This window comes from Paracoccus actinidiae (assembly GCF_030863885.1).
GTDB lineage: Bacteria > Pseudomonadota > Alphaproteobacteria > Rhodobacterales > Rhodobacteraceae > Paracoccus > Paracoccus everestensis.
This window is the reverse complement of sequence record NZ_CP132956.1, coordinates 1,397,669-1,415,098: the sequence shown is the minus strand read 5'-3', so window position 1 is coordinate 1,415,098 and position 17,430 is coordinate 1,397,669. Positions and strand designations below refer to the sequence as shown.

19 protein-coding genes are annotated in these 17,430 nt (G+C 64.3%); 13 read left to right on the top strand and 6 right to left on the bottom strand.

All coding sequences use genetic code 11. From position 1 onward, the window contains the following. Positions 1-8 precede the first annotated feature (8 nt). Positions 9-1,157: an efflux RND transporter periplasmic adaptor subunit gene (locus tag Q5701_RS07150; RefSeq protein ID WP_306754585.1), complete on the bottom strand. Its 1,149-nt coding sequence runs from the start codon at positions 1,155-1,157 to the stop codon at positions 9-11. Positions 1,158-1,396: 239 nt separating this feature from the next. Here Q5701_RS07150 and Q5701_RS07145 point away from each other — a divergent pair, with 239 nt between their 5' ends. Together Q5701_RS07145 and Q5701_RS07140 are read left to right on the top strand one after the other, a co-directional pair. After that, the gene (locus tag Q5701_RS07145; RefSeq protein ID WP_306754584.1) at positions 1,397-1,723 is read left to right on the top strand and encodes a DUF1330 domain-containing protein; all 327 of its coding nucleotides are present in this window, start codon (positions 1,397-1,399) and stop codon (positions 1,721-1,723) included. Positions 1,724-1,803: 80 nt separating this feature from the next. After that, the gene (locus Q5701_RS07140; protein WP_306754583.1) at positions 1,804-2,553 is read left to right on the top strand and encodes a WecB/TagA/CpsF family glycosyltransferase; all 750 of its coding nucleotides are present in this window, start codon (positions 1,804-1,806) and stop codon (positions 2,551-2,553) included. On the opposite strand, the gene Q5701_RS07135 is transcribed toward Q5701_RS07140, so the two are convergent. After that, on the bottom strand, positions 2,554-3,231 hold the full coding sequence (locus tag Q5701_RS07135) for a sugar transferase (protein ID WP_306754581.1): 678 nt from the start codon (positions 3,229-3,231) through the stop codon (positions 2,554-2,556). Between the two features lie 319 nt (positions 3,232-3,550). Between Q5701_RS07135 and Q5701_RS07130 the strand changes: the two genes are divergently transcribed. Genes Q5701_RS07130 through Q5701_RS07115 form a run of 4 tightly spaced genes read left to right on the top strand, consistent with a single transcriptional unit; the run spans position 3,551 to position 8,184 of the window. Beyond that, on the top strand, positions 3,551-4,723 hold the full coding sequence (locus Q5701_RS07130; RefSeq protein ID WP_306754580.1) for a toxic anion resistance protein: 1,173 nt from the start codon (positions 3,551-3,553) through the stop codon (positions 4,721-4,723). Then, on the top strand, positions 4,720-5,748 hold the full coding sequence (locus tag Q5701_RS07125; RefSeq protein ID WP_306754579.1) for a DUF2927 domain-containing protein: 1,029 nt from the start codon (positions 4,720-4,722) through the stop codon (positions 5,746-5,748). The genes Q5701_RS07130 and Q5701_RS07125 overlap by 4 nt, the downstream gene beginning before the upstream one ends. Positions 5,749-5,804: 56 nt before the next feature. Beyond that, positions 5,805-6,917 carry an SPFH domain-containing protein gene (locus tag Q5701_RS07120; RefSeq protein ID WP_306754577.1) on the top strand — a complete coding sequence of 371 codons (1,113 nt, stop codon included), beginning with the start codon at positions 5,805-5,807 and terminating at the stop codon, positions 6,915-6,917. 7 nt (positions 6,918-6,924) lie between these two features. After that, positions 6,925-8,184, top strand: coding sequence for a TFIIB-type zinc ribbon-containing protein (locus Q5701_RS07115; RefSeq protein ID WP_306754576.1), 1,260 nt, complete (start codon positions 6,925-6,927; stop codon positions 8,182-8,184). A gap of 59 nt (positions 8,185-8,243) precedes the next feature. Here Q5701_RS07115 and Q5701_RS07110 read toward each other — a convergent pair whose 3' ends face one another. Further along, positions 8,244-8,957 carry a VPLPA-CTERM sorting domain-containing protein gene (locus Q5701_RS07110; protein ID WP_306754574.1) on the bottom strand — a complete coding sequence of 238 codons (714 nt, stop codon included), beginning with the start codon at positions 8,955-8,957 and terminating at the stop codon, positions 8,244-8,246. Between the two features lie 41 nt (positions 8,958-8,998). On the opposite strand from Q5701_RS07110, the gene Q5701_RS07105 reads away from it, so the two are divergent. The 5 genes from Q5701_RS07105 (at position 8,999) to lexA (ending at position 13,210) form a co-directional block, all read left to right on the top strand. Further along, positions 8,999-9,910 carry a carbohydrate kinase family protein gene (locus tag Q5701_RS07105; protein ID WP_306754573.1) on the top strand — a complete coding sequence of 304 codons (912 nt, stop codon included), beginning with the start codon at positions 8,999-9,001 and terminating at the stop codon, positions 9,908-9,910. A gap of 42 nt (positions 9,911-9,952) precedes the next feature. Beyond that, entirely contained in the window at positions 9,953-10,744 is a 792-nt protein-coding gene (gene trpC / locus Q5701_RS07100; RefSeq protein ID WP_306754571.1) for an indole-3-glycerol phosphate synthase TrpC, read from the top strand. Continuing rightward, positions 10,741-11,214 (top strand): cyclic pyranopterin monophosphate synthase MoaC, encoded by a 474-nt coding sequence (gene moaC, locus Q5701_RS07095; RefSeq protein WP_306754570.1) that lies wholly within the window; start codon positions 10,741-10,743, stop codon positions 11,212-11,214. Before trpC ends, moaC begins: the two co-directional genes overlap by 4 nt. After that, positions 11,211-12,389 carry a molybdopterin molybdotransferase MoeA gene (locus tag Q5701_RS07090; protein WP_306754569.1) on the top strand — a complete coding sequence of 393 codons (1,179 nt, stop codon included), beginning with the start codon at positions 11,211-11,213 and terminating at the stop codon, positions 12,387-12,389. The genes moaC and Q5701_RS07090 overlap by 4 nt, the downstream gene beginning before the upstream one ends. Positions 12,390-12,490: 101 nt before the next feature. Further along, the gene (gene lexA / locus Q5701_RS07085) at positions 12,491-13,210 is read left to right on the top strand and encodes a transcriptional repressor LexA (protein ID WP_306755364.1); all 720 of its coding nucleotides are present in this window, start codon (positions 12,491-12,493) and stop codon (positions 13,208-13,210) included. Positions 13,211-13,225: 15 nt separating this feature from the next. On the opposite strand, the gene hemC is transcribed toward lexA, so the two are convergent. Then, complete coding sequence (gene hemC, locus Q5701_RS07080) at positions 13,226-14,167, bottom strand: hydroxymethylbilane synthase (RefSeq protein WP_306754567.1); 942 nt, start codon at positions 14,165-14,167, stop codon at positions 13,226-13,228. 74 nt (positions 14,168-14,241) lie between these two features. On the opposite strand from hemC, the gene hemE reads away from it, so the two are divergent. Both hemE and Q5701_RS07070 read left to right on the top strand, forming a co-directional pair. Then, positions 14,242-15,270, top strand: a complete 1,029-nt coding sequence (gene hemE / locus Q5701_RS07075; protein ID WP_306754566.1) for a uroporphyrinogen decarboxylase — start codon at positions 14,242-14,244, stop codon at positions 15,268-15,270. After that, a complete protein-coding gene (locus Q5701_RS07070) occupies positions 15,267-16,139 on the top strand; it encodes an EamA family transporter (RefSeq protein ID WP_306754565.1) in 873 nt (290 codons plus the stop codon). Before hemE ends, Q5701_RS07070 begins: the two co-directional genes overlap by 4 nt. Positions 16,140-16,233: 94 nt before the next feature. Here Q5701_RS07070 and Q5701_RS07065 read toward each other — a convergent pair whose 3' ends face one another. Continuing rightward, the gene (locus tag Q5701_RS07065) at positions 16,234-16,362 is read right to left on the bottom strand and encodes a hypothetical protein (protein ID WP_306754563.1); all 129 of its coding nucleotides are present in this window, start codon (positions 16,360-16,362) and stop codon (positions 16,234-16,236) included. A 174-nt stretch (positions 16,363-16,536) separates the two neighbouring features. Beyond that, on the bottom strand, positions 16,537-17,391 hold the full coding sequence (gene hemF, locus Q5701_RS07060; protein WP_306754562.1) for an oxygen-dependent coproporphyrinogen oxidase: 855 nt from the start codon (positions 17,389-17,391) through the stop codon (positions 16,537-16,539). Positions 17,392-17,430: the final 39 nt, after the last annotated feature.

Sequence of the window (17,430 nt, the reverse complement as noted above, 5' to 3'; positions counted from 1 at the left end):
CTGGGGCGTCAGTTGCTGGACGCGGCTTCGGCCTGTGCTGCCTGATCGGGGGACCGGGCGGCAGGATCCTCGGAGCCGCGTTCCTGCGGTGTGACCGGGGCCCCCGGCGCAATGCGCTGGACGCCGGCCACGATGATGCGGTCGCCCGCAGCCAGGCCGCCGGTCACGACCCATTGGTTGCCCTGGTCCTGGGCGATTTCCAGGGCGCGTTCCTCGACCAGGTTCTGATCGTTCACAACCATCGCTACCGGACGGCCGCGTCGGTCGCGGCTGACGCCTTCCTGTGGGGCCAGAACAGCCCCTTTCAGTTGCGCCTGCGGGATGTCGGCCAACACGAACATCCCGGGCAGCAGAAACCCGTCGGGATTGGCAAACTCCATCCGCAGGGTGATCACGCCGGTTGTTTCATCGACATGGGGTTCGGCAGCCGTCAGGGATCCGGTGTGTTCATAGGTGCTGCCATCGGCCAGCCGCAGCGCCACGGTGCGGTCGGCACCCTCGGGCAGCGCGGCATTCGGCCCCATGCGCTGCCAGCGGATGATTTCGGCGGCCGACTGGGTCACGTCCACGCGCACCGGGTCGATGCGGCGGATCACGGTCAGCGGCGCGGCCTGGCCCGCAGTCACCAGGGCGCCGGGGCTGACCTGGGCCAGGCCGATCACGCCGTCCAGCGGTGCGGTGATGGTGGTGCGGTCCAGGTCGATCTGGGCTGCCAGCAACTGCGCCTCGGCTGCCTTGACCGCCGCCTCGGCGGCGTCGCGGGCGGCGATGGCGCTGTCCTCGGTCTGTTCGCTGGCCACGCGCCGGTCACGCAGGGCCACGACCCGTTCTGCGTCGCGGCGGGCGGCATCGGCTTGTGCCTGCGCCTGGGCTTGGGCTGCCCTGGCCTGGGCCACCGCCGCCTCATACGTGCGCGGGTCGATGCGATACAGCGGATCGCCCTGGGATACCTCGCTGCCTTCCTCGAACAGGCGTTCGACGATCAGGCCGCCGACCTGCGGACGCAATTCCGCCTCGGCCGAGGCGACGACGCGGCCCGGCAGGCTGGCGGTCAGGGTCACGTCCTGGGCCTTCAAGGTCACAACGGTAACGGCAGGGGGCGGCATATCCCCGCCCGGCGCCTGAGCAAATGAACCCAGGGGGCCCACCGCTGCCATGCCTGCAAGAACAAGGATTCGTGTCAGCGTCGCCATGCTGTCCATACCGTTTGAAGGATTCCCGATGCTGGCGACTGCCGGCTTGGGCAAGGCAGTCCGTCGCCGCCGATAACGCTATCGTCAACCGGCAAAAAGGACAACGGGGTCGATGCGATTTCTGCGCGGCGGCGCGATGGCGCGCTTGCTTCATGCCCGGCCCGCAGGCACTGTGATCCGGCAGATGAATGGGGGAGTGTCCAATGACTGCCTATCTGATCGCGGACGTGACCGTGACCGACGATTCCTGGGTGCCGGAATACGCCGCCCGCGTTCATGAAATCGCAGCCCGGCATGGCGGGCGCTATCTGTCGCGGTCGGGCAATATCGACACGCTCGAAGGCAAGGCCTTGGGCGGCACCCTGGTCGCGCTGATCGAGTTTCCGACAAAGGATGCCGCCCGCGCCTTTGCCGCCGATCCCGACTATGCCCCCTTTGCCCAGGCACGCAAAGCAGGCAGCACCAGCAATTTCCACCTGATCGACGACACCGATCTGGCAGGCGCCATCCCCTATTTGCCGAAAGCTTGAACTGTCGGATTGCGGTGCCTGCACAAAGCTGCAAGGAAACGGCAGATGCCGGTCCCCGGCCAAGTGCGGAACAGGTCGCAATGCAATTTTCCTATGGATCGTCGGTGGTCCGGGTCAACATGCCCGATCCCTCCTCGCTTATGGCCGAGATCACGCGTCGCCTGCGCAACGGCCAGGGTTTTGCCCTTGCGACCATAAACCTGGATCACCTGGTCAAGCTGCGCCAGGACGAAAGCTTTCGCGACGCCTATGCCGCACAGGATCTGGTGGTGGCGGACGGAAATCCCATTGTCTGGCTTTCACGCCTGGCCAGCCATCCGGTCGGCCTGGTGACAGGATCGGATCTGGTGATCCCGCTGGCCCGGCTGGCTGCGGCCGAGGATGTGGGCGTGGCCCTGGTCGGCACCACGGACAATGCTCTGGCAGCGGCGGCAGAAGAAATTCAACGCCGCGCGCCGGGTTGCCGGATCGTGGCCCGGATCGCCCCGCCGATGGGTTTCGATCCCGACAGCGATGCCGCCCGCGATCTTCTGTTGCAGGTGCGCAGCAGCGGGGCGCGATTGTGCCTTCTGGCGCTTGGCGCCCCGAAACAGGAACGACTGGCGGCGCGGGGCCGGTCGGTGGCGCCGGAAATCGGCTTTGCATCGATCGGTGCGGGGCTGGATTTCTTGGCAGGCAACCAGACCAGGGCGCCGCAATGGGTCAGGCGGATCGCGATGGAATGGGCATGGCGGATGCTGTCGGCGCCCGGACGGCTTGTCCCCCGCTATGCCCGCTGCGCCGCCATCCTGCCATCCGAGGCGGTGGCGGCCTTGCGGCAGCGCCTTTAATCAGCAGCCGGTCCGGCCCAGCACAACGGACACGGTGCGCAGCAGGATCGCAGCATCGCTGGCGAAAGACAGGCTGCGTTCGTAACGGTCGTCATACCATGCACGCGCCGCAAAGGTGGTCTTGTTGCGGCCCGAGGTCTGCCAGAAGCCGGTGATGCCGGGACGCAGGCGGTAATATCCCTGGCCCGAATACATTCCCTGCTGGTCGGGCATCATGGGACGCGGGCCGACAAGGCTCATGTCCCCGGTCACGACATTCCACAGTTGCGGCAATTCGTCCATCGAACAGGCGCGCAGCACCCGCCCGAAGCCAGTCACGCGCGGATCGTCGCGCAGCTTCTGCGTATCGTCCCATTCCTGCCGCGCCTGCGGGTTCTGGGCCAGATGTTCCTCCAGCCGCTGGTCGGCATCGGGAACCATGCTGCGAAGCTTCCACATCCGGAATATCCGGCCATCGCGGCCGATGCGCTGCTGCGAATAGAACGGGTTCCTGCCGTCCAGCATGACGATCAGCGCGAAAAGCACCACCAGCGGAAGCACGACCGGACAGGTGAGCAGCACCAATGTCATGTCCAGCGGTCGCTTGATCAGGCTGCGATATAGCCAGGGACGCGGGGTTTCGATGGATGGGGCGGCCGTAACGCGGGCCATCGCGACCGACTGGGACTTAACCGACATCTTTACCTGCACTAGCACTTGGAAAAAATATGCCCCCGAAACACCGAAGGCGGACACCGATAACAAGACTGACGTTAGCATTTCCGCGAGGGGGTTAATATGGATAAAGTTTGATTTAATTGGGTTAACGACCTGACATTTTGGATAGGCCGTGACCCGATGCTGCCGGAAGGCGACCTAAAGCGCAGCGAATCGCCATTCGTGACGGGACCACACGGGACTGTGCATTTTTCAGCCGAGGTTCGGTTGAACTGCGCCGCATTCCGCCTATGCTGCACTGCGACATACCCGCCTTTACAGGCCCAGGGAAGGAAGCGCCATGACCGACGAGACCCGCCGCCGCGCCGAAGACATCCGCACCGAAATCGAAACGGTGATTTCGGCACCCTTGCCCCAGCCCAAGGATGAACCGGTGTCGGTCCGTACGGCCGATCCCCAGCTTGCCGCCGAGATCCGCCGTCGCATGGACGAGATCGACCTGACCGATTCAGGATCCATTGTCCGGTTTGGCACACGTGCGCAGGCGGGATTGCAGGAAATCAGCCAGAAGATGCTGGCCGACGTGAAAAGCAAGGACGTCGGTCCGGCAGGCGAAAGCTTGCGCGGCATCGTGACCACGATCCGGGGATTTTCCACCAGCGAACTGGATATGCGCCGGACGCGGAGCTGGTGGGAGAAGCTGCTGGGCCGATCGGCGCCCTTTGCCAAGTTCGTGGCGAATTACGAACAGGTCCAGACCCAGATCGACCGCATCACCGTGGAGTTGGAACGGCACGAGCAAACCTTGCTGAAGGACATCAAGGCGCTGGACCTGCTGTATGACCATACGCTGAACTTCTATGACGAACTCGCCCTGTATATCGTTGCGGGCGAGGAGAAGTTGCAGGAACTGGACAGCACGGCGATTCCCGAAATGGAAGCGCGCGTAAAGGCCGTCCCCGAGGATGACCAGGTCATGCAGGCCCAGGCCCTGCGCGACCTGCGGGCCGTCCGCGACGATCTGGAACGCCGCGTTCACGACCTGAAGCTGACGCGGCAGGTGACGATGCAGTCGTTGCCCTCGATCCGGCTGGTTCAGGAAAACGACAAGTCCTTGGTCACCAAGATCAACTCGACCCTGGTGAACACGGTGCCGCTGTGGGAAACCCAGCTTGCCCAGGCGGTGACCATCCAACGCAGCGCCGAGGCGGCGCGCGCCGTCAAGGAAGCCAGCGACCTGACCAATGACCTGCTGACCCGCAATGCCGACAACCTGCGCCAGGCGAACGTCCAGATCCGCACCCAGACCGAACGCGGCGTGTTCGACATCAATTCGGTCAAGGCGGCCAACGCCCAGCTGATCGCCACCATCGAGGACAGCCTGCGCATTGCCGACGAGGGCCGTGCCCGCCGCGCCGCCGCCGAAAGCGACCTGACCAAGATGGAGGCCGATCTGCGCGACACCCTGGCTCGCGCAACAGCGCAGCGGCAGGGGGCGCCGGCCCGGACATGATGCAGAAGACAACCGGTTTCCGGCGCAGCCTGCCCCTGCTGGGGCTGCTGGCCTTGGCCGCCTGCCAGGCACCCGACCCCGCGCCGCAACCGATTCCCGCGCCTCGCCCGCAGCCGCGTCCCGAAAACACCGGCCCGTCGCAGGAGGAGTTGCGCAAGGCCCGCGCCGAACGCAACCGTGCCGCCAATATTGCTGCGTCACAGGCGCTGACCAAGGCCAGCCTTGCCAGCAACGCGCAGCGGGATTTCTATGCCCGCGCCGAACGCGCGCTGCGCGATGGGGGACGCTTGCGCCGTGACCGGGTTCCGCTGGATGCGCCCATCGACGCGGACACCTTGACCCGCAACTTTATCGCCATCGCCCTGCGCGACGAATATGGCGCGGGCGGAATGCAGGCGAATGGCGGTGGCGCGCCTGCCCCCCTGCGCCGCTGGCAGGAACCGGTGCGGGTGCAGCTGGAATTCGGGGCGGTCGTGGATGTGGCCACCCGCCGCGCTTATCGGGTCGAGGTCAGCCAGTTTGCCGCGCGCTTGGCGCAGGCGACCGGGAATGGCGTGTCGCTGACCGACAGCGGCGGCAATTTCATCGTTCTGGTGCTGTCCGACGACGAACGCCGTGCCATCGGTTCGCGGCTGGCGCAGCTGGTGCCAGGGATACCGCCGCAGGACATTGCCGTCATGCAGGCCCTGGACCCGGACAATTTCTGTACCGTCTTTGCCTATTCGCGCGGTGCCTCGCCGGTTTATTCGAATGCCGTCGCGCTGATCCGCGCCGAACTGCCCCCGCTGTTGCAGACCTCTTGCATCCACGAGGAACTGGCCCAGGGCATGGGTCTTGCCAATGACAGCCCCGCCGCCCGCCCCTCGGTCTTCAACGACGATGAGGAATTCGCCCTGCTGACCCGGCATGACGAATTGCTGCTGCGGATCCTTTACGATCCCCGGCTGCGCCCCGGGATGTCCGCGGCCGAGGCCGAACCCATTGTCCGCCAGATCGCGACGGAACTGGTGGCGCAAAGCATCTGACTTGCGCCGTCACCGCGCTTGGCCGCATAAAGACATGACATCCGGCGGAGGAAAAGATGGCGATCTTCGACATTCTCGGCGGCGAGTTCATCGAGGTCATCGAATGGACGGACGATACGCGCGACACGATGGTCTGGCGCTATCCGACCGTCGGCAACGCGATCAAATACGGCGCCAAGCTGACCGTTCGCGAAGGCCAGGCCGCCGTTTTCACCCATGAGGGGCAACTGGCCGATACCTTCGGGCCCGGCCTTTATATGCTGGAAACCAACAACCTGCCGATCCTGACCCGGTTGCAGCACTGGGACCACGGTTTTCGCAGCCCCTTCAAGTCCGAGATCTATTTCATCAGCACCACCCGCTTCAACGACCTGAAATGGGGCACCAAGAATCCGGTCATGACGCGCGATGCGGAATTCGGTCCCGTGCGCCTGCGCGCCTTTGGCACCTATTCCCTGCGCGTCACCGATCCCGCCCGCTTCATGACGGAAATCGTCGGCACAGATGGCGAATTCACCAGTGACGAGATCACGTTCCAGATCCGCAATGTCATCACCCAGGAATTTTCCCGCGCCATCGCCGGGTCAGGGATTCCGGTGCTGGACATGGCGGCCAATACCGGTGACCTAGGCCGGCTGATCGCCCAGGCGATCGAACCGACAATCGCAGCCTATGGCCTGTCAATTCCAGAATTCTATATCGAGAACATCAGCCTGCCCCAAGAAGTCGAGAAGATGCTGGACAAGCGCACCTCGATGGGAATCCTGGGCGACATGGACCGCTTTGGTCAATATGCAGCGTCCGAGGCGATGGTGAATGCCAGCCAGAACCCTGGTTCCGCAGGGGCGGGCATGGGGGCCGCCATGGGCGCGGTTCTTGGCGTGGGAATGGCAAACCGGCCCGCGCAAGGGCCATGGGGCAGCATTCCGCAGGGCGGCGCCACGCCGCCGCCATTGCCCGGACAGGCCCAGCCGGTCTGGCACGTTGCCCTGAACGGCAAATCGGAAGGACCATTCGACCGCGCCGGGCTGGAGCGCTTGGCAACCGAGGGGCGGTTCATGCACGAAACGCTGGTCTGGGCACCCGGCCAGGACGGCTGGCGCAAGGCAGGCGAGATCCCGGAATTGGCGGCGTTGTTCCCCACCATGCCGCCGCCCCTGCCGGGCTGACCGCCTTATGCCCACGCCACAGGCCGAACACCGATACCCCTGCGAGCAATGCGGGGCCAGCCTGCGCTTTCAGCCGGGCCAGCAGGTGCTGGTCTGCGACTGGTGTGGGCACCGCCAGGCCATCGGCTCTGGTCCCGCCCGCGCGCCTGCGCGCCAGACCCAGGGCGGGCCCGAGGGCGAGGACGCGATCCTCGCCGATCCGGAAACCGGCAGGGCCTTGCAGTGGGACGCGGGCCACAAATCGCCCGATCTGGTCGAAATCCCTCTGGACCAAGGCCTGCGGCTGGATGCTGGATCCGAGCTGGCCGAGACCGTCCGTCTGCTGTCCTGTCCCAATTGCGGCGCCCAGATCGAGTTGGGGGATACCACCCATGCCAGTGCCTGCCCCTTTTGTGCCACGCCGGTTGTCACCGACACCGGGACCAGCCGCAAGATCAAGCCGCAAGGCGTCCTGCCCTTTCGCCTGACCGAAGATCAGGCGCACCGGGCGATGCAGGATTGGCTGGGCAACCTGTGGTTCGCGCCATCGGGCCTGACCGCCTATGCCCGCCGAGGGCGAAGGATGCGCGGAGTCTATTCTCCTTATTGGACCTTCGACGCGCGCACCCGGTCGACTTATGCCGGACAGCGGGGCGATTATTATTACGAAACCGTATGGGTCACCCAGCAGGTCAATGGCCGCAATCAGCAGGTGGCGCGGCAAGTCAGGCGCACAAGATGGCGCCCCGCGTCTGGCCGTGTGGCGCGTGATTTCAACGATGTTCTGGTGCTTGCCTCGGCATCACTGCCGCGCAAGTTCGTGGATGGGCTGACGCCCTGGGATCTGTCCCACCTGCGCCCATATCGCCCGGATTATCTGGCTGGCCTGGAATCCGAAGCCTATACGATCCCCTTGGCGGACGGGCACAAGACGGCGCGGTCTGAAATGGCAGGGGTGATCCTGAACGACGCCCGCCGCGACATCGGCGGCGACGAACAGCGCGTCGATCACATCCAGACAGACCATGCGGACGAGACATTCAAGCATATCCTGCTACCGGTCTGGTCGGCAGCTTATCGTTACAATGGCAAGAGCTATCGCTTTGTGGTCAACGGCCAGTCCGGCCGCGTTATGGGCGAACGGCCCTGGTCAGCGTGGAAGATTGCCGCCGCACTGATTGCAGCCTTGATCGCGGTGGCGGCTTTTTTCTATCTGGCAGAGGCAGGGGGCTATATCGACATGGGCGCTGCGCTTCAGGATGCCGGGCCGGTCATCCAGGGCTTCTGAAAACCGCGCATGGCGATGAACGGCCCGACGCTGCCGGGCCATTCTGTGCGACCCTGGCCTCAGGCGGCGCGGCGGCGGCGCAGCAGGGCAAAACCGGCCAGTCCCGCAGCAAGAAACGGCATGGTCGCAGGCAGCGGCACAGGCGCCACGGCCACGTCAAAGCTCATCGTGCTGCCGTCAACATAGCTCACGCCGGGCCAGGTGATGAACAGATTGCTAGCGTCAAAACTGGTTCCGAACGGCGCGATCGAACCACCCGTATGCGAGAAGCCGGTGAATGCGGTGCCCGACAGCAGCGAGATCTGGAGTCCGTTGAATGGCGTGCTTTCCCAAGTCGGATTGGTCAACGTCGTGTTGAACGTGACCGTGAGGGCGTTCTCGGCAAAGTCTAGCAGGATATCGGTGACGCCCTCGACGCTGATGCTGGCATCGACGCCTGCTCCGACCGTGAACGAACCCGTTTCAGTCGCTTCCGGATAGACCGTTCCGGCATTGGGATAAAGATAGACGGCCGACAGGGTCATGCCGTCCAGCGTCGCGGCCCTGGCCTCTGGCGCCGCCAGGGCGGCAAGGGCGATAACGGCGGCACCTGCATAGTTCAACATCTCACTCTCCACGATACAGACTGGGATGAACCTTGCCTGCATCGCAGCTTTGGCCCTAAGTAAATTTCCGCGACCTGTCCAAAAAAGCAGGTTCAACAGCAACCGCAGGACGAAACCGAAATCCTGGATGAAACCATCGCGTTCATGCACGCCGGAACCGCGTATCATCCGCGCAACCTGCCAGCCGATATCGCAATACGAGGCTTAAAATGATCTTATGCGCAGGTGAATCCCTGATCGACATGGTGCCGCAGGACGGCGGCTTCCGCCCTCTCGCGGGCGGTTCGGTTTACAACACCGCTATTGCCCTTGGCCGTCTGGGGGAATCCGTGGCCTATCTGTGGCCCATCAGCCGGGATCCTTTTGGCGAGGTCCTGCTGCGTCCCCTCACAGACGCTGGGGTGAATACCGACCTGTGTCCCCGCACCGACCGCCTGACAACGCTTGCCCTCGTAACGCTGGCAGGGGGCGAGGCGCGTTATTCGTTTTACGACGAAGGATCGGCGGGCCGAATGCTGACGGCGCAGGATATTCCCGCCCTGCCGGACACCGTTGATGCCCTGTTCGCGGGGGGCATCAGTCTGGTTCCGGATCCCTGCGGCGCGGCGATCGAATCGTTGATCGCACGAGATGGCCGCCGTCTGCCGGTCATGCTGGATCCGAATATCCGCCCCTTCTTCATCGCTGACGCCGACGCCTATCGCTCGCGACTGTCGCGGCTGATCGCCGGGGCGGATATCGTCAAGATGTCCGGCGACGATCTGGACTGGCTTTATCCGGGCATGACACCCGACGACGCCGCGCGTCAGGTGCTGGCCCAAGGTCCACGGCTGGTCCTGCAAACGGGCGGCGCGGCGGGGGCGCGGGCGCATTGGGCAGGCGATCCTGTCGCGGTTCCGGCGATCCGCACTGCCGTTGCCGACACGATCGGTGCGGGCGATACGTTCAACGCGGGCGTCCTCGCCAGCCTGCGCCGCCAAGGCGTGCTGACCAAAGCCGGATTGGCTGCGATCACCGCGGATCAGATCGCCGCCGCGCTGTCCTTGGGCGCGCAAGCCGCCGCGATCACCGTGTCCCGGCCTGGCGCCAATCCCCCATGGGCACATGAGATGCCTGCCTGAACGCCCTTTCCGAAACGCGCAGGCGGCGTTAGAACCGTGCCCATGGATATTCTGGACAAGATCAAGGCCTATAAGCTGGACGAAATTGCAGCCGCCAAGGCTGCGCGTCCGCTGGCCGATGTCGAGGCTGCCGCCCGCGCGGCCTCCGCTCCCCGTGGTTTTGCGCGCGCCTTGTCGGCAAAAGCCGCAACCGGCGCTGCGCTGATTGCGGAAATCAAGAAGGCCAGTCCCTCCAAGGGACTGATCCGTCCCGACTTCGATCCCCCGGCCCTGGCCCGTGCCTATGAGGCGGGCGGCGCGGCTTGCCTGTCGGTCCTGACAGACGCACCCAGCTTTCAGGGCGCCCCCGAATACCTGACCGCTGCCCGAAACGCCTGCTCCCTGCCCGCCTTGCGCAAGGACTTTCTTTACGATCCCTACCAGGTGGCCGAGGCGCGGGTCTGGGGCGCGGACTGCATCCTGATCATCATGGCCTCGGTCGACGATCCCCTCGCGGCCGAGTTGGAGGACGCGGCCTTCCACTGGGGCATGGACGCGCTGATCGAGGTTCACGACCGGGCCGAACTGGACCGCGCCTTGCGCCTGAAATCCTCGCTGATCGGTATAAATAATCGCAATCTCAAGACTTTCGATCTGTCTTTGGATGTAACGCGCGAACTGGCCCCCGCTATCCCCGCAGATCGTGACATCGTCTGCGAAAGCGGCCTGTTCACCCCCTCCGATCTTGGTGCAATGATGCAGGTGGGCGCGCGCCGTTTCCTGATCGGAGAAAGCCTGATGCGCCAAACTGACGTGACCGCCGCAACGCGCCACATTCTGGATATCGCCGCATGAGCCTGACCCATTTCGACGCGGCCGGTCAGGCCCATATGGTCGATGTGTCGGACAAGGCCATCACGACGCGCGAGGCCGTGGCCGAAGGCTGCATCACGATGTCGGCGGAAACGCTGGCCCTGGCGCAAGGCGGCGCAGCCAAGGGCGACGTGATGGGCGTGGCCCGTCTTGCCGGGATCATGGCTGCCAAGCGGACTGCCGACCTGATCCCGCTATGCCACCCTTTGCCTATCACCAAGGTGTCGCTCGATCTGACGCCAGACGTGGCCCTGCCAGGACTTCGCATTACGGCCACCGTCCGCACCACCGGCCAAACCGGAGTCGAGATGGAGGCGTTGACCGCCGTATCCGTCGCCTGCCTGACGGTCTATGATATGCTCAAGGCGGCCGAGAAATCCATGACGATCGAAGGCATTAGGCTGATGCGAAAAAGCGGTGGAAAGTCCGGTTTTTACGAGGCCAATCTGTGATTTCGGTCGAACAGGCGCTGGCACAGGTTCTGGCGCTTGCCCCGGCCCCGGTGGCCGAGCATCTGCCGCTTGACCAAGCTTGGGGCCGCGCACTGTTGGAACCGGCCTTGTCGCGCATGACGCAGCCGCCTTTCGACGCATCCGCCATGGACGGGTATGCGATCCGCAACGCCGACATCGACCAGAACCTTCATGTGGTCGGAGAAGCTGCTGCGGGACATCCCTATTCGGGTCAGGCAGCCCCCGGCACGGCAGTGCGCATTTTCACGGGCGCGCCGGTTCCTGCGGGATATGACCGTGTGATCATGCAGGAAAACGTGATCCGCGACGGGCATTGCATCACGGTCGTGGACAAGTCGGGTGGGAGCAATATCCGCCCTGCAGGCGACGATTTTTGCACAGGCGACAGGGTGACGCCCGGTCGCAAGCTTTCGGCCGCAGATATTGCGTTGCTGGCCGCGATGAACGTGCCAGTGGTCACAGTCTCTCGCCGCCCCCGCGTGGCAATCTTGGCGGGTGGAGATGAGTTGGTGCCGCCGGGGGTCACACCGGGGCCGGGCCAGATCATCAGTTCCAACGACTTGGCCATTGCAGCCCTGGCCCGCCAGGCAGGTGCAATGCCGGAAATTCTGCCAGTCGCACGGGATACCGAAGAAAGCCTGCGCACCAGCTTTGCTGCGGCCCAAGGCGCCGATCTGCTGGTCACGATTGGCGGCGCGTCCGTTGGGGACCACGACCTGATCGGCAAGGTTGCATCGGATCTGGGCCTGCAGCGCGCCTTCTACAAGGTCGCGATGCGGCCCGGCAAGCCGCTGATGGCGGGAAACCTTGACACCATGCCTATGCTTGGACTGCCTGGAAATCCAGTTTCCGCAATGGTTTGTGGAATTTTGTTCATGCAGCCTCTGATACGGGCGATGCAAGGCCTGCCCCCTCGGCTGCACCTTCGGAAAGCGCAGCTTGCCCATCAGCTTCCAGCCGAAGGAAACCGTCAGCACTACCTGCGTGCCGCGTTGACAGAAGGCCCCAGCCTTCCGCTGATCCAGCCTTTCCCCAGCCAGGATTCGGCCCGGTTGTCGCTGATGGCCCAAGCCGATGCGCTGCTGGTCCGTCCCGCTGGTGATCCGGCGCGGTCTGCAGATGATATCGTCGATTACCTCCCCTTGTCTGTCTAAGGATTAACTAAATTTTCAATTCCTTATGTTCTGTTCGTTGACGCAATTCAGCTTGTGCGATAGAACATAAAAGGAACAATACGATGCCGGGGATGGACGCAATGCTGACCAAGAAGCAAATCCAATTGCTGGATTTCATTCAAAAGCGCATGGCGCGCGACGGTGTGCCGCCGTCCTTTGATGAAATGAAGGAAGCCTTGGATCTGCGGTCGAAATCCGGCATTCACCGACTTGTCACGGCACTGGAAGAACGGGGATTCATCCGCCGCCTGCCGCACCGGGCGCGGGCCTTGGAAATCGTGCGCCTGCCAGATGCGTTGCTTGGCAACCAAGCGGCCGAGCCTGTCCAAGCGAAGCAAGCGGGATTTACCCCTCGGGTCATTGCCAATACCCGGCCGCCTCGGCCGCGGGGTGCAATCTCGATCATGGACAGCCCAGCCGTCGAATTGCCTCTGATGGGCCGGATTGCGGCTGGTGTCCCGATCGAGGCGATATCCGAAGTTTCCCACCACATCGCGGTCCCGGGCACCATGCTGTCGGGGCGCGAACACCATTACGCGCTCGAGGTGCAAGGCGATTCGATGATCGAGGCGGGGATCAACGACGGCGACGTTGTGGTGATCCGGGAACAGGATACGGCGGATAATGGCGATATCATCGTGGCCTTGGTCGATGGCAGCGAGGCGACCCTGAAACGCTATCGCCGTCGCGGCGGAATGATCGCATTGGAGGCTGCGAATGCGGCCTATGAACCCCGCATCCTGCCCGAGGATCGGGTTCGCATCCAGGGACGCCTTGTCGGTCTGATCCGCAGCTATTGAACCAGGCTGCGGGGATCAAAGGTGGTCGAAGAACCCCGCGCCGGCCCGGTCCAGCAGTTCCTGTGCAAGGTCGGCGCCCATGGCCGGACCGTCTTGCAGACTGCCCTCGCGGTGCCCGCTGATCGCAGCGGACCCGTCGGGACGCAGGATCTCTCCGCGTAACAGCAGGGTATCGTCGCGGATTTCGGCCAATCCTGCGATTGGCGTTTGGCAGGATCCGTCCAACCGGGCCAGAAACGCGCGTTCTGCAGCGATACGATGGCCGGTTGGTCCGTGATGGATTGCGGCCAACAGCATTGCCGCCACTTCATCATCGGCACGCCGTTCCACCCCGATTGCGCCTTGGGCCACGGCGGGCAACATTTCGGCCGGGTCGATGGGTCCGCGCGCCACGTGCAGCATATCCAGCCTCGAAAGCCCCGCCATTGCCAGGAAGGTCGCCACCGCAATGCCGTCGTCCAGTTTCCTCAACCGGGTCTGCACATTGCCGCGAAATTCGACCAGATGCAAATCCGGGCGACGATGGGCCAGTTGCGCGCGCCGCCGCAGGCTGGAGGTTCCGACAACTGCACCGGCCGCAAGCCCGGCTATGGAGTCGGTATGCGGGCTGACAAAGGCGTCGCGCACGTCTTCGCGGGGCAGCAGGCAGTCGATCACCAAGCCCTTGGGCTGGAGGGTCGGCATATCCTTCATCGAATGCACGGCGATGTCGATCTGGCCCGCGATCAGGGCATCCTCGATTTCCTTGGTGAACAGCCCCTTGCCACCGATGTCCTTCAAGGGCCGGTCGATGATCCGGTCGCCGGTGGTCTTGATGACGACAATGTCGAAGGCATCAGGTGCCAGCCCATGGGCAGCTGCCAGACGGTCGCGCGTCTCGTGCGCCTGGGCAAGGGCCAGCATGGAACCGCGCGTTCCGATTTTCATGGGGCGTGTGGGATCGGGCATTTGCATCATGGTTCCGGCATAGCGTCAGGCGGGCTGCTTGACAACGCCCCCTGCCTCGCCTTGAACGGGCTTCAGGAGGCCACATGACCAAACTTCTTCTGCGCGCCCTGGCGGGTGAAAGCCTGCCCACCCCGCCGATCTGGATGATGCGCCAGGCTGGCCGCTATTTGCCGGAATATCGCGCCACGCGGGCGCAGGCCGGGGATTTTCTGTCGCTGTGCTACAACCCCGATCTGGCAGCCGAGGTGACGTTGCAGCCCATTCGCCGTTTCGGCTTTGACGCTGCGATCCTATTTGCGGATATCCTGTTGATCCCGCAGGCGCTTGGCGCCGACGTGTGGTTCGTCACGGGCGAAGGTCCGCGCCTGTCCACGATCACCTCGGCAGGCGATCTGGCGCGTCTGAAACCGGCTGACCAGATCCATGATCGGCTGGCTCCGGTTTACGAAACTCTGCGTATCCTGGCACAGGAATTGCCAAGGGACACTGCACTGATCGGCTTTGCAGGTGCGCCCTGGACGGTTGCCACCTATATGATCGCCGGGCGCGGCACGCCCGACCAAGGTCCGGCCCATGCGCTGAAAGACATGGACCGCGCCACCTTTACGGCGCTGATCGACCGCATCACGGACGCCACGATCCTGTACCTGTCCGCCCAGATCGAGGCGGGGGCCGAAGTCGTCAAGCTGTTCGACAGCTGGGCAGGAAGCCTGAAGGGTGCGGATTTCGACGACTTTGCCGTCGCGCCTGTGCAGCGGATCATCGCCGCGTTGAAGGAACGCCATCCTGGCACCCCCATCATCGCCTTCCCGAGGGAAGCGGGCGAGCGTTACATCGGCTTCGCCCGCGCGACCGGGGCCGATTGCGTTGCCCTGGACAATTCGGTCGATGCGGAATGGGCAGCGCGGCATATTCAGCCGGACGGCTGCGTTCAGGGTAACCTCGACCCGCGGCATATGGTCACGGGTGGTCCTGCCCTTGTGGCCGAAGCACAGCGCATCACCCGCACGCTGCGGGGGGGGCCGCATATCTTCAATCTGGGCCATGGCATCACGCCGGACGCGAACCCCGACAATGTCGCCGCGATGATCGAGGCTGTCCGCAGCGCATGATCTGGGTCGCGGCCACGCTGATCGCGGCCACGGCGCAGACGGCACGAAACGCCGCCCAGGCGGGTCTGACGCGACAGGTCGGCACGATGGGCGCAACCGCCGTGCGCTTTGTCTTCGGCTTTCCCTTTGCGGCATTCGCGCTGGCGATCGCGGCGGCATGGGTGCCCATTCCTCTGCCTGATGGACTGGTGCTGGGATGGGCGGCGCTTGGCGCCCTGGCGCAGATCGCGGCGACGGCCCTGATGCTGGTCACGATGCGGGGCCAGGGTTTCGGCGTCGCCACTGCGCTGATGAAGACCGAGCCCGTGACGCTGGCGCTGATCGGCGCGGTGGTTCTGGCCGAACCGCTGGGCCCGACCCGGATGGGTGCCATCGCTGTCGCAACCCTTGGCGTCGTTCTGGCATCGGGTGCGGCATGGGGCCGTGCGCCCTGGGGCGCAGTTGCAACGGGCGTCTTGTCAGGCGCGTTGTTCGGGCTGTCGGCCATCGGCTTTCGCGGCGCCTTGCTGGGCCTGCCCGACGGGGGCTATGTGATCCGCGCGATAACGGTCTTGGCAATCACCCTGGGGATCCAGGCGGTATTGATGATGGCCTGGCTGGTCCTGCGCGACCGGCGCGCGCTGAAGGGGATTTTGGCCGAATGGCGCGTGTCGTTGGCGGCTGGGTTCCTGAGCGGCTTTGCCTCGCTGTTCTGGTTCATCGGTTTCGCGCTGACGCCCGCCGCCAATGTCCGCACCTTGGCCCTTGTCGAGGTGGTGATGGCGCAAGCCTTGTCGGGGCGGCTGTTTCGCCAAACCGTTCGCCCGCTGCAACTGGCCGGCATGGCGCTGATCCTGGCGGGGGTTGGCTGGCTGCTGGCGGTTGCGTAAGCATATGCTCGCTTCCTGAGCGCAATCCAGACCGCGACCAGCATCAACGACAGAAACCGGCGCATCACGAACATGCCGCGCGAATCCGGCAGCATTAGGCGGCTGCACCTGCAACCGTAATGATCCCGGCATGGATCACGATCGAAATCGCCACATGAACCAGCGACAACCCGACCGCCTGCAGCACAAGGAGGTGATCGGGTGACAGAAACCTAGGCAGCACCGCGATTTACAAAGCAAAAGCTTTGGGGTTGGCGGCGTAACCCGCGCGCCGCCCGTCGCCAAGCGCAAGGATCGCCGGAGAGGCCATGTTGGTCCGGGTGTGATCTCTCTCAGGATCGACGCAAGGAGAAAGCCCCACACTGCCCCGGATCGACCCCGCCTAACAGGCTTTGCGTCAGGTCCATTTCGCCAAGGGTGGCAGGCTCATCAGCACCGCATCGGCATTATGGCCGGTTTCCAGCCCGAATTTCGTGCCCCGGTCGTAAACAAGGTTGTATTCCGCATAAAGCCCCCGATGGACAAGCTGGGTGTCGCGGTCGTCACCAGTGAAAGGGTGGCCCATCCGCGATTCAGCCAAAGGCAGGAAGGCGGGCAGGAACGCCTCGCCCACGGCGCGGGTAAAGGCAAAATCGGCCTGCCAGGCGCCAGTATTCAGATCGTCGAAGAAAATGCCGCCGACGCCCCGCGCCCGGCCGCGATGGGGGATGAAAAAGTATTCATCCGCCCAGGCCTTGAAGCGGTCGTAATAATCGGCGCCATGAGCATCGCAGGCGGTGCGAAGGGTGCTGTGGAAATGCGCCGTGTCTTCGGCATATTCGATGCAGGGGTTCAGGTCCGCCCCGCCGCCGAACCACCAGGCACCCGGCGTCCAGAACATCCGCGTGTTCATGTGGACCGCAGGGGCGTGGGGATTTTGCATATGTGCGACCAGGCTGATGCCCGATGCCCAGAAACGCGGATCGCTGTCGATCCCCGGCACGCCGCGCGATGCCATGGCGGCCTGGGCGCGGGGGGCAAGGGTGCCGTGAACCTCGGACCAGTTGACGCCGACCTTTTCGAAGACACGGCCGCTTCGCATGACCGACATCAGACCGCCGCCGCCGTCGTCGGCGCGGGCCGTGGGCATCACCTCGAAACGGCCGGGAGCTACGCTGCCGGGACCGCGATCCTCCAACCCCTCGAACGCTGCGACGATGCGGTCGCGAAGGGTGCGAAACCAAGCGGCGGCGGTGCGGCGTTCCTGATCCATCAGCCTTCTCCAAACTTGATTTGCCACCCAGAGGGCGCA